Raw genomic sequence first — 14,814 nt, forward strand, 5'->3', positions numbered from 1 at the left:
GGTGTCCAGCACGCCAACCACCCGTCCGCGCAGGCCCATTCGCCTATTGTGCGAGTCATGACCGAACAGCATGATCAGCCCGCCCCCTTGCAGCCCATGCCCACCGACTGGCAGCGAGCCCTCGCCGTCGTCGCGCACCCGGACGACCTGGAGTACGGCTGCGCGGCCGCGATCGCGGACTGGACCGACGGCGGCCGCGAGGTCGTCTACCTGCTCGCCACGCGCGGCGAGGCGGGCATCGACACCATCGCCCCCGCCGACTGCGCGCCGCTGCGCGAGGCGGAGCAGCGGGCGAGCGCGGCCGTCGTCGGAGTGTCCGAGGTGGAGTTCCTCGACTACCGGGACGGTGTCGTCGAGTACGGGCTCGACCTGCGCCGGGACATCGCGGCGGCCATCCGGCGCCACCGCCCCGAGCTGATCGTCACCCTGAACCACCGGGACACGTGGGGCGGCGCGGAGGGCGGCGGCTACTGGAACACCCCCGACCACAAGGCCGTCGGCCGGGCCGTCCTGGACGCGGCCGCGGACGCCGGCAACCGGTGGATCTTCCCCGAGCTCCTCGCCGAGCAGGGCCTGGAGCCGTGGGGCGGGGTGCGCTGGGTCGCGGTGGCCGGAACCAGCACGCCGACCCACGCGGCCGACGCCGGGCCGGGACTGGAGCGCTCGGTCAGGTCCCTGCTGGAGCACAAGGCGTACATCGAGGTGCTGACGGACCAGGATCCCGAGGAGTACGTGCGTACCTTCCTCACCGACAACGTCCAGCGGGCGGCGTCCCGGTTCGGCGGCCGTCCGGCGGTCCCGTTCGAGGTCTTCCCCCGCTGACCGGGACCCCCTTAAACTGACACTTCGTCAGATGTCAAAGGGGGTGCAGGGCAGGGTGATCGACACCGTCGCCACGGACATCGCGGAGGGTGAGGAGCGGATCCGGCTGGAGACGGCGGACGGGATCGCGGTCCTCACCCTGTGCCGGCCGGACAGGCTCAACGGCTGGAGCTGGGAGTCCACCCGCCAGCTGGGCCTGCTGGCCGACCGCGTCCGCTTCGACCCCTCGGTGCGTGCGGTCCTGCTGCGCGCCGAGGGCCGGGCCTTCTGCGCGGGCATCGACGTGACCGCCCCCGGCGGCGCGATCACGGGCGGGTCCGCCGCGGAGCGGACCCGGAACACTTACGAGGGCATCCGCTGGGTCCACGAGCGGTTCGCGGTCCTCTCCCGCCTCCCGCAGCCGGTGGTGGCCGCCGTACAGGGCTACTGCCTCGGCTTCGGCTTCGAGCTGGCGCTGATGGCCGACATCCGGGTGGCGGCCGAGGACGCCGTCTTCGCCCTGCCGGAGGCGCAGCTGGGGGTGGCGGTGGACGCGGGCGGCGACCTGCGCATCGCCCGCGAGGCCGGCGCGGGCTGGGCGAAGTACCTGGCCCTGACCGGCCGGCGGATCGACGCGGCGACGGCAGAGCGCCTGAACCTGGTCCAACTGGTCGTCCCGGCCGCGGAACTGGATTCCGCCGCGCGCACCCTGACGGCGGAGATCGCCGCGAACGCCCCGCTCGCGGTCCAGGGCATCAAACGCGCGGTCGACGCCTACGCGGACGCGGCCCTACCCGCGGCCCTCGACCGCGTCGCGATGACGGCCGCCCTCACCCTCACCTCGGACGACTGCCGCGAGGGCTACGGGGCCAAGGCGGCCCGCCGCCCACCGCACTTCACCGGCGGCTAAGCGGCCTCGGGGACGTGCCCTACTTCCCCGAGGCCGCTTAGCCCACGCTTAGCCCGGCCTTTGACGTCCGGCGTCGAACGGCCCGCGCCCCAGCTGCTCCCGCACCGGCACGACCTCGGGATTGACCAGCGCCCGGCGCTGCCAGTTCGCGCCGTCGACCACCAGCGTGTGGCCGGTGACGAACCGGGCGTACGGCGAGGCCAGGAAGGTCGCCGCCCAGCCCAGTTCGCGCGGTGCGCCCACCCGCAGGGCGGGCTGGCGCCCGTCCCTGGAGTCGGGCGCGGCCCGCTCCAGACCGCCCCGGATGTCGTCGGTCATGTCGGCGTGCGGGAACAGCCCCGGGACGAGCCCGTTGATCTGGATGCCGTACGGTCCCCACTCGACGGCGAGGGTCTCCACCAGGTTCTTCACGCCGGCCTTGGCGGCCGCGCTGTGGGCGAAGCCCGGCCCGCCCGTCCAGGCGTACGAGGCGCCGATGTTCACGATCGATCCGGGGGTGCCCGCCGCCAGGTGGCGGCGGCCGAACTCGCGGGTCATGAACCAGGTGCCGGTCAGCGTGATGTCGACCACCGACCGCCACGCGTTCGGGGACAGTTCCTCGGCCGGCGAGGGGAAGTTGGCGGCCGCATTGTTGACCAGGACGTCCGGCAGCCCGAGCGCGGCCTGCGACGCGTCGAACACCTCCGCGACGCGCTCGGGGTCCCGGATGTCGCAGACGGCGGCCGTCACCCGGCCCGCGCCGGGCACGGCCGCCAGCTCCTCCCGCGCCGCCTCCAGCTGCCCGGCACGGCGGCTCGCGATCACCAGATCGGCACCGAGCCGCGCGAACTCGGCGGCGATGGCCTTGCCCAGCCCGGTGCCGCCGCCGGTCACGAGGACCACCTGCCCCGCGTACGTACCGGGAGGCAGGGCGGCGGCGCCGAGCGGCGGTGGCGCGGGCAGGCCGCGCCGGGTCTCGTCCGTCATGGTGCATCGATAGCGCGCGGGCGCTCAGATCACCATGCCCGTGACAGTGCCTCCCGCCGGGCCTACCGCTGGGGCAGGTACGCCTGCTTGGTGGCGCAGGTCCAGATCACCGGCTTCAGCTTGCCCTTGGCGTTGACGGCGGCTCCGCCGACCCGGCCGTCGTCGGAGACCGACTCCGCCGCGCTGGCCTGGTTCGCGGCGAGCCGCGGCAGGGCGAGTACCGGACCCGTGCCCGGCCAGAGCTGCGCCTGGTCGGGCAGGGTCTGCTCCTCGGGGTGGAACTTGGCGGTGCCGACGGTGACCTTGGTGGTGGGGCTGATCGCCTCGAAGGTGCCGTACGGGTGGGTGTTCAGCACTCCGGGGGAGGTTCCGGCCGCGGTGTACGGCGGCGTCCAGGTCCACGGCTTGTACTGGTACCCGGGCCCGTACCAGTCGTATCCGACGACGTGGCCGCTCTCGTCGAGGTCCTGGACGTAGCTCTCCTGCCCGCTGGGGGCGAGGTACCTGGCCGGTCCGCCGTCACCCGGCCAGATCACCGGGTGGGACCCCGACAGGTGGCCGCCGGTCCCGGGGTCCTCGTAGTCCTGCTTGGCCAGGCCGAGGATGTCGCCCTTGTTGTTGACGGCGGTGACCAGCTCGACGGAGGTTCCCGGGCCGGCCTCCGCCGGCAGGGGCAGCTCGCGGACCTTCTGGCCGTCCTTCCAGACGATGCCGACGCCCGCCCGGTTGCGCGAGACCACGTAGCCGGCGTCGTTGACGTCGGCTTCTCCGTACGCGTAGTCGCTCCCGGGCAGCGGGGTGATCGCCGTGGCGCCCGCCCGGTAGGTGAACACGTAGCCTTCGGCGCCGTGAACGCGGCCCACCATCAGGCCGCTCTTGTTCACGGCGAGCAGCTCGCCCTGCAGGCCGGCCGCGGGCAGCGGAACCTTGTGGAGCGTGGTGCCGGTCCAGTACACGGGCTGCGCGCCGGAGACGCCGACCGACAGCTTGCCCGCGCCGAGGGCGAGGACGCCCTGGTTCTGCGGGTTGCCCGGGTTGTAGACGTCGTCCCCGAGGGAGCCCAGTACCTGGATCCTGGGAGTGCAGGTGGTGGCGGCCGCGGCCGGGCCGGCGGCGGTGACGATGCCTGCCAGGACGATCGCGGCGGCGGCGGCCGAGGCGCCTCGCCTCATGGGTGTGCTGTACATCGCTGAATCCCCCTGTGTGTGCGGTGGCGCAAACGCGCGCCCGCAGCCGTGCCGGCTCCGGGCGCGCGAGATCCCCTGTTGCGTCATATGCCCTGTGACAGCGGCCTGTTGATGTTATCCCCGATGTACCCGGATGTTCCTGTTCACTCGTGGTTCGTGTGTCCGATTTCCGGGAATGTCCGCCCGGTCGCGGGGGGCCGTCCGGTCCCGCACGCGTCGGCCCCGGTCCCTGGCCGGTCCGAGGGTTCCCAACAGGGCAAGCGACCGCTTAGTATGCGCGCGGAGCGTGATCCCTCGACGGCGGCTGGAGGCCCCGGATGCAGGCATGGCGAGTACACACACCCGGCGAACCCCGTGAGGCCATGCGCCTCGAAGAGGTTCCGGAACCGGTCCCCGGCGAGGGCGAGGTGAAGCTCCGGGTGCTCGCCGCCAACGTCAACTTCCCCGACGCGCTGCTCGTCCGCGGGCAGTACCAGATCCGCCCGCCCCTGCCCTTCACCCCCGGCGTGGAGATCTGCGGCGAGACCGAGGACGGCCGCCGCGTCATCGCCAACCCGAGCTTGCCGCACGGCGGCTTCGCCGAGTACGTCACCGCGCCCGCGCGCGCCCTGCTCCCCGCCCCGGACACCCTCGACGACGCCGAGGCGGCCGCCCTCCACATCGGCTACCAGACCGGCTGGTTCGGCCTGCACCGCCGCGCCCGCATCCAGCCCGGAGAGACCCTCCTCGTGCACGCCGCCGCCGGCGGGGTCGGCAGCGCCGCCGTCCAGCTCGGCAAGGCCGCAGGGGCCACCGTCATCGGGGTCGTCGGAAGCAAGGCCAAGGCGCGCACCGCCGAGGAGCTCGGCTGCAACCTGGTCATCGACCGCACGGCCGAGGACCTCGTCTCCCGGGTCAAGGAGTTCACCGGCGGGCGCGGCGCCGACGTCGTCTACGACCCAGTCGGCGGCGACTCCTACACCGCCTCCGCCAAATGCGTGGCCTTCGAGGGCCGCATCGTCGTCGTCGGATTCGCGAGCGGCACCATCCCCGCCCCCGCGCTCAACCACGCGCTGGTGAAGAACTACGCCATCCTCGGCCTGCACTGGGGGCTGTACGCCACCAAGGAACCCGCCGCCATCCTCGCCTGCCACGCCGAACTCACCCGGCTCGCCGCCGAGGGCGCCGTGAAACCGCTGGTCAGCGAACGGGTCCCGCTCGCGGAGGCCGCCGACGCCGTGCAGCGCCTCGCCGACGGGAGCACCACCGGCCGCCTGGTCGTCGTACCGGCCCTGGACGGAGGCTCCCGATGACCGGCACGACCGCCACCGCGGACGAACTGCGCGTCCGGGTCCGCGGCCTGCTCGCCGCGCACCCGCCCGCGACCACCCCGCGCACCGACTTCCTGCGCGCCCGCTTCGATGCCGGACTCGCCTGGGTCCACTACCCCGAGGGCCTGGGCGGCCTCGGTGCGCCCCGCTCCCTGCAGACCGTCGTCGACGCCGAGCTGGAGGCCGCCGGAGCCCCCGACAACGACCCGCGGCGGATCGGCATCGGCCTCGGCATGGCCGCGCCGACGATCCTCGCGTACGGCACCGAGGAGCAGAAGCACCGCTTCCTGCGCCCCCTGTGGGCCGGCGAGGAGGTCTGGTGCCAGCTCTTCAGCGAACCCGGCGCGGGCTCCGACCTCGCCGCGCTCGGCACCCGCGCCGTCCTCGACGAGGACACCGGCGAGTGGGTGGTCGACGGCCAGAAGGTGTGGACCTCCAGTGCCCACACCGCCCGCTGGGCCATCCTGATCGCCCGCACCGACCCGGCGCTGCCCAAGCACCAGGGCATCACCTACTTCCTCTGCGACATGCACGCCCCCGGTGTCGAGGTCCGGCCGCTGCGCCAGATCACCGGCGAGGCCGAGTTCAACGAGGTCTTCCTCACGGGCGTCCGGATCCCCGACGGCCACCGCCTCGGGGCCGTCGGCGAGGGCTGGGCGGTCGCCCGCACCACGCTGATGAACGAGCGCGTCTCCATCGGCGGCATGCGCATCCCGCGCGAGGGCGGCATGATCGCAACCGTGGCCGCCGCCTGGCGCGAACGCCCCGAACTGCGCACCCACGCCCTCCACCAGCGGCTGCTGGAGCTGTGGGTCGAGGCCGAGGTCGCCCGCCTCACCGGCGAACGGCTGCGCCAGCAGCTCGCCGTCGGCCAGCCCGGTCCCGAGGGATCCGGGATGAAGCTCACCTTCGCCCGCCTCAACCAGGAGATCAGCGGACTGGAGGTCGAACTCCTCGCCGAAGAGGGCCTGTCGTACGAGGACTGGACCATGCGCCGCCCCGAACTGGTCGATTTCACCGGCCGCGACGCCGGCTACCGCTACCTGCGCGCCAAGGGCAACAGCATCGAGGGCGGCACCAGCGAAATCCTCCTGAACATCGTCGCCGAACGCGTACTCGGCCTGCCCCCCGAGCCGCGCGACGACAAGGACCTGGCCTGGAAGGACCTCGCCCGATGACTGCACCGATGGGTCTCCTCTACTCCGAGACCGAGGAAGAACTCCGCGCCGCCGTACGGTCGCTCCTCGCCGCCCGCTGCGACCCGAAGAGCGTCCTCGCCCGGATCGAGACCGACCGGCCCCACGACCCCGAGCTGTGGCAGACCCTCGCCTCCGGGATCGGCGCGGCCGGGCTCCTCGTACCCGAGAAGCTCGGCGGCCAGGGCGCGGGCCACCGCGAGGCGGCCGTGGTCCTGGAGGAGCTGGGCCGGGCCGTGGCCCCGCTCCCGTACCTGACGAGCGCCGTGCTCGCGACGGAGATCCTGCTCGGCTGCGACTCCGGGGACGTCGCCCCGCTGCTGCGGGAGCTCGCCTCCGGGCGGCAGGTCTGCGTACCGGCCGTGCCGCTGACCCTCGCCCCCGGCGGCCCCCTGCCGGCCGCCGTCCGGGACGTCGGCGACGGGACCCTCACCGGTACCGTCACCTCCGTCGCGGACGCCGTGGCGGCCGACGTCCTGCTGGTCCTCGCCGACACCGGGCTGTACGCCGTCCCGGCCGCCTCGGCGGTGCTGACCCCGCAGGTCCCGCTGGACCTGACGCGCCCGCTCGCCACCGTCACCCTCGACGCGGCCGCCGGCACCCGGCTCGCCGACCCGGCCACCGCCCGGGCGGCCATCGCCGGAGCCCTGCTCTCGGGGGCCGGTCTGCTCGCCTCCGAGCAGCTCGGGATCGCTGAGTGGTGCCTGACGGAGACCGTCCGACACACCCGGGTCCGCCACCAGTTCAACCGCCCCGTCGGCTCCTTCCAGGCCCTCAAGCACCGCCTCGCGCGGCTCTGGCTCGACGTCGCCTCGGCCCGTGCGGCGGCCAGGGCCGCGGCCGACGCCCTCGCCACCGCGTCCCCCGACGCGCCCCTCACGGTCGCCGTCGCCCAGGCCTACTGCGCGGGCGTGGCCGTCCGGGCCGCCGAGGAGTGCGTCCAGCTCCACGGCGGCATCGGCATGACCTGGGAACACCCGGCCCACCTCTACCTCAAGCGGGCCAAGGCCGACTCGCTCGCGCTCGGTACGGCGGGCCACCACCGCGGCCTGGTCGCGGACTTCGCGGAACTCCCGGCGCCTTAGGGGGCGTCCGGGGCACTCGGGCCGGCCGGCCGGGTCGGGCGGGTACCCGTCCCCATCTCCCGGTACGCGGGGATGCTCCGCATGGGGCCGGCCGACAGGATCGTCTCGCGCTGGGCGAGCTTTCCGTCGTGCCGGCCGCCGAGGTAGTGGGTGGTCGTCTCCAGCAGCCCGCCCTTCTTGGGGTCGATCACCAACCGGATTCTTGAGTTCCGGGTGTCCACCTCGACGGCGGTTCCGGCCCGGCCCGTGCTGTCCGTCGCAGGTCCGACCAGCCGCAGCCCCGGCATGTCCGCGAGGACCTCGTACACCGCGGCCCGCTGCCGTGGCTCGAGGGGCGCGTACGAGAGCAGGTTGCCCAAGCTGAACACGTAGTCCGCGCCCGGTTCGGCCTGGCTGCTGGACCAGGGGCCTCCGGGGAAGAACTCCTCCAGGAGCACCTTCAGCGCCGTGGCGTCCGTGGGAAGCCGCTTCACCTCCTCCCAGCTGAGGCCGACACCCCCGGGGCGGGCGACGGACATCATCCACTGGTACTGCTTCGCGGGGGTCTTGACGATCTCCCCGTCGGCTCCGTCCTGGAAGAACAGGGAGTCGGGCCCCACCCACGTGCTGGAGTCGCGGACCTGCGGCGTCTCGGAGTATCCGAGCTGGGGAATATCAGGATGTCCCCACACGGTCCGTACGGCGCGGGTCCGCCAGTACGGCGCGTCCGTGGCGGCGCCCCTGGCCTCCGTCGCGGCGACCTGCCGCAGGAAGTCCGCGGCGGTGGCGGTGGCCGCAGGCGGGGAACCCCGCAGGCTGCTGACCGGGTAGACGCTCACGCCCGCCGCGATCGCGGCTATCGCCGCGGCCGAGACCAGGAGCCTGCGGGTGCGCAGCCGGCGCGGCGCCGCGACGGGCACGGTTTCGCCCTTCTCGGAGGCGGCGGCCGCCCGCACGGCCAGCAGGGCGGCCTCCACGACCGCGGGGCCCGGCGCGACCACCTCGCCGGCCGCGCGCAGCCGGTCGGCGTCGGGGAAGTCCAGGAAGTCCGTCGTACGGTCGGTCATGCCATCTCTCCAGCCAGATGAAGGGGCTTCGGGGAGTCGAGGGCGGCCGTCAGGCGGCCGCGGGCGCGGTGGAGCCGCGAACGGGCCGTTCCGGCCGGGATGCCGACCACGTCCGCCGCCTCGGTGGGCGTCAGCTGCTCCCACGCGACGAGCAGCAGCAGATCGCGCTCCACCGCCGGGAGTCCGGCGAGCGTCTCGCGCAGTTGCGGTGCCAGGGCCGCGGCGTCCAGCCGCCGGTCCACGGCGTGCCAGGGATCGCTACTGTCCGGCTCGTGCCGATGCGCCTCGGGCCGGTCCTGCGCGAGACGCCGCCAGTGACCCGACAGAACGTTCCGTGCCACGCCGAACAGCCAGGCCCTGGCCGTGCCCCGGCCGGCGTCGAATCCGCCGCGCCCGGCGAAGGCCTGCAGCCACACCTCGGCCAGCAGGTCGTCCGCTGCGTCAGGCGCCCTGCGCGCCAGGTAGCCGTGCAGGCTCGCCGACTGCCGTACGACCAGTGCCTCGAAGGCCTCCGGCTCCCGGGCCGATCTGGTCAGCAGTTCCTCTTCGTCCGCGTTCACACGCGCTCGCCTCCCCGGCCGTGTGTCGTAGCGGCCTCACCCTGTACTTGTCGCCGCACGCGCGAGCGTTCGTCTCCGTCCCCGTCCGCGACCAGCGCCTGCCCCGCCCACGGCGCGCCGGCGCCTGATCCCTATGCTCGGCCGCATGACGGCCGCCATCACCCCGCTCACCGCCACGCAACTGCGCGCCCACCGCGACGAACTCGCCGCTCTGCTCCTCGACGTGGTCGCCGACGGCTCCTCCCTCGGCTTCCTCGCCGGCTTCGACCACGCGGGCGCCGCCGCCTGGTGGGACTCGCTGCTGCCCGCCGTCGAGGAGGGCTCCCTGGCCCTGTGGGTCTCCCGCACCGGCGGCGACGGCCGCATCGACGGCACCGTCAGCTGGCACCGGGAGTCCAAGCCCAACGGCCGCCACCGCGCCGAGCTGCGCAAACTCATGGTCCACCCGGCCGCCCGCGGCCGCGGCACCGCCCGCGCCCTGCTCGCCGAGGCCGAGGCGGCCGCCGCCCGCGCCGGCGTGGTGCTGCTGTTCCTGGACACGGAGACGGGCAGCGGCGCCGAGAACGTCTACCGGCGAGCGGGCTGGACGGAGGTCGGCACCATCCCCGACTACGCCACCGACCCGGACGGCCGCCTGCACCCCACCACGCTCTTCTACAAGCACCCTCAAGGGTGACCTCGCCCGCCGCGCGGCGTTAGACCCGTAGTCGCCGGCCACCTAGCGAGGGAGACCGAATGTCCGCAACAGCCGCCGCCCTGCCCACCCGCCGCTCGTTGCTTCGTACGGCCTTCACCGCGGCCGTGCTCGCCGGTACGGCCGCGGTCCTGGCTCCCGTGGTGCGCGCCCGCCGCCCCCGGCAGACCCTCACGCCGGCCCCGCTCGCGGAGGAGACGTACCGGGGCCGGCACATCGCCGTCGACCGGGCGGGGATCCGCATCGACGGGCGCCCGCTGCACGTCATGCGCCGGGCCGACGGCAGTTACCTCAGCGGGATCAACCACTTCGAGTCCTTCGGGACGCCGCTGGAACTGGCCCGCGCGGCCGTCGACGAACTGGGTACGGCCCAGCTGGCGGCCGCCGCCCCGCACCACGGCTGACGGGAGGAGCCCCGCGTTGTACACCCGGCAGAACCAGAGGAACCTCACCAGCGCCCAGAAGAAGCGGTTCACGGCCGCCGTTCTGGAGCTCAAGCGCAACGGCGTCTACGACGCCTTCGTGCGCACCCACGACAAGTACTTCGTGCCCGACCGCGACCGCAAGCTCCGCGTCGGGCACATGTCCCCTTCCTTCTTCCCGTGGCACCGGCGCTACCTGCTGGAGTTCGAGAAGCAGCTGCAGGAGGTCGACCCGGGCGTGTCCATCCCGTACTGGGACTGGACCACCGACACGAGCCCGGTCTCCTCCCTGTGGGCGGACGATTTCCTCGGCGGCACCGGCCGGGTGAGCGACCGCAAGGTGATGACCGGACCGTTCGCCTACGACAAGGGCAACTGGACCGTGACGGTGGGCGTCACGGAGTCCGCCTTCCTCACCCGCAACCTCGGTCGGCCGCAGAACCCGATCGCCCTGCCCACCCCGGCCGAACTCCAGTGGGCGATCGACGACCCGGTCTACGACATCTCGCCCTGGAACTCCACCGTCGACGGCTTCCGCAACAAGCTGGAGGGCTGGGCCGCCCCCAAGAGCGAGCGCTGGCGCAACCACAACAAGGTCCACCAGTGGATCGGCGGCCACATGACCGGCGGCACGGCGCCCAACGACCCGGCCTTCTGGCTGCACCACGCCTTCGTGGACCTGATCTGGGACCGCTGGCAGCAGAAGCACCCGAGCTCCGGCTACCTGCCCGCCGTACCGCCCGCCTACGGAGACCCGCAGCGCGGCCGGGTGATCGCCCTCGACGAGCCGATGCCGCCGTGGAACATCACCCCCGGCGAGATGGTGGGCCACCAAGGCCTCTACCGCTACGAATGACACGGGAAAGGGCCCCCGCCCAGGCGGGGGCCCTTCGGCCGATCACACGATCAGGCGGTCAGACGATCCGGGGGGATCAGTGACCGTAGTCGCCGCCCTCGGTGTGGTGCTTCTCCTCGTGGCCCGACGCGTTGACGCAGGTGTTGCCGAACGCCGGGTTCAGCAGAGCGATCACGTTCACGGTGTTGCCGCAGACGTTGACCGGGACGTGCACCGGAACCTGGAGCAGGTTGCCCGACAGGACACCGGGGGAGCCGACCGCCGCACCGTGCGCTCCGGCATCGGCGACGGCCAGACCCGCACCGGTGGCCATGGCGCTACCGGCGACAGCGGTGATGGCGATTGCCTTCGCGATACGCGACATCAAGAGATCTCCTCGTGAGATATGGGCGCCGCAGAATCTGCGGCATTTGACATGGCATACAACGCCGCGACGGCCGAGGGGTCACGGCCGCTGCGCCTACCTGGTGATCGAGAAACGCGCGGAGGCGAAATACTGCCGCACCTGGGCGACCGCGCCGGGCCGCAGGACCGCGACCGCCGGGCCCGCGCACCGCGGCTCGCGGTAGAGGGTCACCGTCCGCCGGGTCCCGTTGGTGACCGCCCGGGCGCCGCCGCCCTCCGCCTCGACGCAGCCCTCGGGGTCGCCGAGCGCGTGGACCCGGTCGTCCTGGCCGACGTACTGGAAGTCCGGTCCGTCGGCCGCATGGGCCGGGGCGGCCGCGGTGAGCGTGGCGGCCGCCAGCAGCAGGGCGGGCATGGTGTGGTGGATACGCAGGGATCGCATGTCCGTCCAACCGGGCCGGGCGCGGACACGGTCACGCCTTGTCACCCGTTGGACGGCTGTGCGACCGTGCGCCGAGCACCGGACCAGGAGGACGAGATGAGCGCAGCGGGCGGCGGCAGCGGTACCGGCGGCCGACCCCGGGCCAGGACCGCGTACGGCGTGGTCGAGGGCCGGACCGGGCCGGGCGGGACCGCCGTCTTCCGGGGCATCCCCTACGCGGCCCCTCCCGTCGGCGCCCTGCGCTTCGCGGCGCCCGCGCCCCCGGAGGCATGGGACGGCGTCCGCGACGCCGGCGCGTTCGGGCCCACCGCGCCCAAGGTGCCCTACCCGCCTAAGTTCGCGGCCCTGCTGCCCGACCCCGAGATCGCCGGGGACGACTGCCTGAACGTCAACGTGTGGACCCCCGACCCGGCTCCCGGGGCCGGGCTGCCCGTCATGGTGTGGGTCCACGGCGGGGCGCTCACCCGGGGCTCCTCGGCCGTCCCCGTCTACGAGGGCTCCGCCTTCGCCCGTGACGGGGTCGTGCTCGTCTCCTTCAACTACCGGCTCGGCGTCCTCGGCTACGGACTCTTCCCCGACGCGCCCGTCAACCGGGGCCTGCTGGACCAGATCGCCGCGCTGGAGTGGGTCCGGGACAACATCGGGGCCTTCGGCGGCGATCCCTCCCGCGTCACCGTGTTCGGCGAGTCCGCGGGAGCCATCAGCATCGGCTCCCTGCTCGCCGCCCCCCGGGCCGCCGGGCTCTTCTGCCGGGCGGTCCTGCAGAGCGGGGCCCCCGAGGCGCTGTCCCGCGACCGGGTGCGGGCCATGGTCCGGCGGATGGCCTCGCTGCTGAAGACGGCCGCCACCGCCGAGGCCTTCGGCGCCACCGCCCTGCCCACCCTGCTGGCCGCCCAGGCGGCCGTCCTGCGCAGATCCAGCCCCCTGGCCGGCGGCCCCGCCTTCGGCCTGGTCACCGACCCGGACACGCTTCCCGCCGACCCGCTCGACGCCGCGTGCCGGTCCGGCGTACCGCTGCTGATGGGGTGGACCACCGAGGAGTACCGGCTCTGGCTCGCCCCGACCGGCGCCATGCGGCTGCTGGACCGGCTGGGCCCGCTCGCCGTGGAGCTGGCCCGGTTCCGCAGCGGCAAGGACCGGGCCGCCGTCAGTGCGCTGCGCGCCGTCCTGCCCGGTGCCGGACCCGCCGATCTCGCGGGCCAGCTGCTCACCGACCGGTTGCTGCGCGACCCGCTGCGCAGGCTCGCCGGGACGCGACGGACGGCGCCGAGCTTCCTCTACGAGTTCGCGTGGCCCTCGGGCGTCCCTGGCCTCGGTGCCTGCCACGCCCTGGAGCTGGGCTTCGTCTTCGACACGCTCGACGTGTCGGAGGCGTCCTGGCTGGCCGGGCCCGACACCCCGCAGGCCCTGGCCGACGAGATGCACGCGGCCTGGGTGCGCTTCGCGGTGCACGGGGAACCGGGCTGGGCGCCCTGGAACGGCAACGGCCCGCCGAGGGTGTTCGGCGGGCCGGAGCTCAGGGAATCCGAGTTCAAGGAGGCGGAGGTGTCGCCGGTTACTCGACGGGTCCTTCCATGACCTTGCTGATGAACTGGATCGGCCCCTCACCCATGTTCGGGACATAGGTCTTGGCGTTGTGCTGGCCGCCCTTGATGATCCTCAGGTCGGTGTGGACCGGCCCCTTGTTCCCGAAGGTGGCGATGAACTTCTGCACGTCCGGCAGGGTCTTCTTGTTGTTCTCGCTGTCTCCGACCTGGAAGGCGAGGTAGACGTCCGGCCCCTTGCGATCGATGAGCTGCTTCGCCAGGATCTCGGGGTTGTTCTCGGCCTTCTCCTTATCGTGGCCCTTCCACAGCGAGGAGTCCGGGACGATGTCGGGGCCGGAGGCGATCACGGCCTTGAACTTGTCCGGGTGCTTCAGGACGGCCTTCAGGCCGGCGAAGCCGCCGGTGGAGGAGCCCATGAAGGCCCAGCCGTCACGGGACTTGACCGTGCGGAAGTTCGCCTTCATCAGGTCGGGGACGTCCTCGGTCAGCCAGGTGCCCATCTTGGGCTGGTCGGGGATGTCGGAGCCGTCCCAGTAGATGCCCTTGTCGTCCGGCGCCGGGTTGAGCACGGGCATGGCCAGGATGAAGGGCTTGCTCTTCCCCTCCGTGTACCACTTGGCGATGCTGGTCTGGAGGCCCAGGTCGGTGCCCATCCAGTAGTTGCTCGGGTATCCGGCGCCGCCCGGCAGGGCGATCATGACCGGGAAGCCGCTCTTGGCGAACTTCGGGTCGTTGTACTCCTTGGGCGCCCAGACCCATACCTTGCCCTTGAAGCCGGACTTCTTGCCGTCCAGCGTCGTGACGGCGACGTGGGTCCCGTCGGGCAGGGTCATCGAGTTCTTGAACTCGGACTGGGGTCCGGTGGGCATGAGCATCTTGGAGTTCGCCGGCTGCTGCGCGGCGTCCTTCTTCTTGCCGTCACCGCCGCCGGGCGTCTGCCCGAAGGACACCGCGGAGCCCTTGTCGGTGAACGGGGGTATCTCGAAGTGGTACATCACGCCCGCCGCTATGCCCGCGAGCGCGAGAACGGAGACGCCCGCGATCACCCAGCGCCGGGCCCGGGACTTGCGCCGGGGCTCGTACTGCGGCTCCTGCCCGTAGGGCTCCTGCGGCTCGAACTGCTCCTGCCCGTAAGGCTGCCGGGGCTGGCCGTAGGGCTGCCCGCCATGAGGCTCCTGCGGTGCGTACGACTGCTGTCCGTACTGCCGCCGTCCGTACTGGTCGCCGTAGGGCTGCTGCGGGTTCTGCCCTTCCGGCCGGTACGGCGGCTGGTACTGCTGCCCGTCGGGTGCGTACGACATGTGCGGTGGCTCTCCGGCTGGTGCTGCCCCGAGGGGCGGTGGTCTGGCGGCTTGGTTCTTCCGTTCGAAAGATGAACGAAAGCATGCCAGGGTTCCGGATTTTTCCTTCTCTTGGGGTGCTTTAGGGAAGGCCGTTGCCCGACGCC

The 14,814-nt window shown here is 73.0% G+C and carries 16 protein-coding genes; 9 read left to right on the plus strand and 7 right to left on the minus strand.

Going from position 1 to position 14,814, the window contains the following annotated elements:
* The first annotated feature begins 57 nt into the window (after positions 1-57).
* Together OG429_RS34685 and OG429_RS34690 are read left to right on the plus strand one after the other, a co-directional pair.
* On the plus strand, positions 58-822 hold the full coding sequence (locus tag OG429_RS34685; protein WP_328929213.1) for a PIG-L deacetylase family protein: 765 nt from the start codon (positions 58-60) through the stop codon (positions 820-822).
* Positions 823-853: 31 nt separating this feature from the next.
* Complete coding sequence (locus OG429_RS34690) at positions 854-1,711, plus strand: enoyl-CoA hydratase/isomerase family protein (RefSeq protein ID WP_328929214.1); 858 nt, start codon at positions 854-856, stop codon at positions 1,709-1,711.
* 48 nt (positions 1,712-1,759) lie between these two features.
* On the opposite strand, the gene OG429_RS34695 is transcribed toward OG429_RS34690, so the two are convergent.
* Both OG429_RS34695 and OG429_RS34700 read right to left on the minus strand, forming a co-directional pair.
* Positions 1,760-2,677 (minus strand): SDR family oxidoreductase, encoded by a 918-nt coding sequence (locus tag OG429_RS34695; protein WP_328929215.1) that lies wholly within the window; start codon positions 2,675-2,677, stop codon positions 1,760-1,762.
* A gap of 62 nt (positions 2,678-2,739) precedes the next feature.
* Positions 2,740-3,849, minus strand: coding sequence for a hypothetical protein (locus OG429_RS34700; RefSeq protein WP_328929216.1), 1,110 nt, complete (start codon positions 3,847-3,849; stop codon positions 2,740-2,742).
* A gap of 332 nt (positions 3,850-4,181) precedes the next feature.
* On the opposite strand from OG429_RS34700, the gene OG429_RS34705 reads away from it, so the two are divergent.
* From OG429_RS34705 to OG429_RS34715, 3 genes are read left to right on the plus strand one after another with little or no spacing between them, the layout of a single operon-like run.
* Positions 4,182-5,156, plus strand: coding sequence for an NADPH:quinone oxidoreductase family protein (locus OG429_RS34705; RefSeq protein ID WP_328929217.1), 975 nt, complete (start codon positions 4,182-4,184; stop codon positions 5,154-5,156).
* On the plus strand, positions 5,153-6,352 hold the full coding sequence (locus OG429_RS34710) for an acyl-CoA dehydrogenase family protein (RefSeq protein WP_328929218.1): 1,200 nt from the start codon (positions 5,153-5,155) through the stop codon (positions 6,350-6,352). Before OG429_RS34705 ends, OG429_RS34710 begins: the two co-directional genes overlap by 4 nt.
* Entirely contained in the window at positions 6,349-7,455 is a 1,107-nt protein-coding gene (locus tag OG429_RS34715; protein WP_328929219.1) for an acyl-CoA dehydrogenase family protein, read from the plus strand. The genes OG429_RS34710 and OG429_RS34715 overlap by 4 nt, the downstream gene beginning before the upstream one ends.
* Here OG429_RS34715 and OG429_RS34720 read toward each other — a convergent pair.
* The gene (locus OG429_RS34720; protein WP_328929220.1) at positions 7,452-8,501 is read right to left on the minus strand and encodes a hypothetical protein; all 1,050 of its coding nucleotides are present in this window, start codon (positions 8,499-8,501) and stop codon (positions 7,452-7,454) included. The genes OG429_RS34715 and OG429_RS34720 overlap by 4 nt on opposite strands.
* Complete coding sequence (locus OG429_RS34725) at positions 8,498-9,061, minus strand: RNA polymerase sigma factor (RefSeq protein WP_328929221.1); 564 nt, start codon at positions 9,059-9,061, stop codon at positions 8,498-8,500. The genes OG429_RS34720 and OG429_RS34725 overlap by 4 nt, the downstream gene beginning before the upstream one ends.
* 145 nt (positions 9,062-9,206) lie before the next feature.
* Between OG429_RS34725 and OG429_RS34730 the strand changes: the two genes are divergently transcribed.
* From OG429_RS34730 to OG429_RS34740, 3 genes are read left to right on the plus strand one after another with little or no spacing between them, the layout of a single operon-like run.
* Positions 9,207-9,737 carry a GNAT family N-acetyltransferase gene (locus OG429_RS34730; protein ID WP_328929222.1) on the plus strand — a complete coding sequence of 177 codons (531 nt, stop codon included), beginning with the start codon at positions 9,207-9,209 and terminating at the stop codon, positions 9,735-9,737.
* 59 nt (positions 9,738-9,796) lie between these two features.
* Positions 9,797-10,159: a tyrosinase family oxidase copper chaperone gene (locus OG429_RS34735; protein WP_328929223.1), complete on the plus strand. Its 363-nt coding sequence runs from the start codon at positions 9,797-9,799 to the stop codon at positions 10,157-10,159.
* 16 nt (positions 10,160-10,175) lie between these two features.
* A complete protein-coding gene (locus OG429_RS34740; protein ID WP_328929224.1) occupies positions 10,176-11,033 on the plus strand; it encodes a tyrosinase family protein in 858 nt (285 codons plus the stop codon).
* Between the two features lie 76 nt (positions 11,034-11,109).
* On the opposite strand, the gene OG429_RS34745 is transcribed toward OG429_RS34740, so the two are convergent.
* Together OG429_RS34745 and OG429_RS34750 are read right to left on the minus strand one after the other, a co-directional pair.
* Positions 11,110-11,397, minus strand: coding sequence for a chaplin (locus OG429_RS34745; protein ID WP_328929225.1), 288 nt, complete (start codon positions 11,395-11,397; stop codon positions 11,110-11,112).
* A 96-nt stretch (positions 11,398-11,493) separates the two neighbouring features.
* Positions 11,494-11,820: a hypothetical protein gene (locus tag OG429_RS34750; RefSeq protein ID WP_328929226.1), complete on the minus strand. Its 327-nt coding sequence runs from the start codon at positions 11,818-11,820 to the stop codon at positions 11,494-11,496.
* Between the two features lie 96 nt (positions 11,821-11,916).
* Between OG429_RS34750 and OG429_RS34755 the strand changes: the two genes are divergently transcribed.
* Positions 11,917-13,398 (plus strand): carboxylesterase/lipase family protein, encoded by a 1,482-nt coding sequence (locus tag OG429_RS34755; protein WP_328929227.1) that lies wholly within the window; start codon positions 11,917-11,919, stop codon positions 13,396-13,398.
* On the opposite strand, the gene OG429_RS34760 is transcribed toward OG429_RS34755, so the two are convergent.
* On the minus strand, positions 13,376-14,668 hold the full coding sequence (locus OG429_RS34760) for an alpha/beta hydrolase (protein WP_328929228.1): 1,293 nt from the start codon (positions 14,666-14,668) through the stop codon (positions 13,376-13,378). The genes OG429_RS34755 and OG429_RS34760 overlap by 23 nt on opposite strands.
* Positions 14,669-14,814: the final 146 nt, after the last annotated feature.

Origin of the sequence: Streptomyces sp. NBC_00190, from assembly GCF_036203305.1 — a bacterium.
In the GTDB taxonomy this organism is placed as follows: Bacteria; Actinomycetota; Actinomycetes; order Streptomycetales; family Streptomycetaceae; genus Streptomyces.

Coding starts and splice junctions, on each gene's coding strand:
- OG429_RS34685 (WP_328929213.1), top strand. CDS start 58: ATGACCGAACAGCATGATCAGCCCGCCCCCTTGCAGCCCATGCCCACC.
- OG429_RS34690 (WP_328929214.1), top strand. CDS start 854: ATGTCAAAGGGGGTGCAGGGCAGGGTGATCGACACCGTCGCCACGGAC.
- OG429_RS34695 (WP_328929215.1), bottom strand. CDS start 2,677: ATGACGGACGAGACCCGGCGCGGCCTGCCCGCGCCACCGCCGCTCGGC.
- OG429_RS34700 (WP_328929216.1), bottom strand. CDS start 3,849: ATGAGGCGAGGCGCCTCGGCCGCCGCCGCCGCGATCGTCCTGGCAGGC.
- OG429_RS34705 (WP_328929217.1), top strand. CDS start 4,182: ATGCAGGCATGGCGAGTACACACACCCGGCGAACCCCGTGAGGCCATG.
- OG429_RS34710 (WP_328929218.1), top strand. CDS start 5,153: ATGACCGGCACGACCGCCACCGCGGACGAACTGCGCGTCCGGGTCCGC.
- OG429_RS34715 (WP_328929219.1), top strand. CDS start 6,349: ATGACTGCACCGATGGGTCTCCTCTACTCCGAGACCGAGGAAGAACTC.
- OG429_RS34720 (WP_328929220.1), bottom strand. CDS start 8,501: ATGACCGACCGTACGACGGACTTCCTGGACTTCCCCGACGCCGACCGG.
- OG429_RS34730 (WP_328929222.1), top strand. CDS start 9,207: ATGACGGCCGCCATCACCCCGCTCACCGCCACGCAACTGCGCGCCCAC.
- OG429_RS34735 (WP_328929223.1), top strand. CDS start 9,797: ATGTCCGCAACAGCCGCCGCCCTGCCCACCCGCCGCTCGTTGCTTCGT.
- OG429_RS34745 (WP_328929225.1), bottom strand. CDS start 11,397: ATGTCGCGTATCGCGAAGGCAATCGCCATCACCGCTGTCGCCGGTAGC.
- OG429_RS34750 (WP_328929226.1), bottom strand. CDS start 11,820: ATGCGATCCCTGCGTATCCACCACACCATGCCCGCCCTGCTGCTGGCG.
- OG429_RS34755 (WP_328929227.1), top strand. CDS start 11,917: ATGAGCGCAGCGGGCGGCGGCAGCGGTACCGGCGGCCGACCCCGGGCC.
- OG429_RS34760 (WP_328929228.1), bottom strand. CDS start 14,668: ATGTCGTACGCACCCGACGGGCAGCAGTACCAGCCGCCGTACCGGCCG.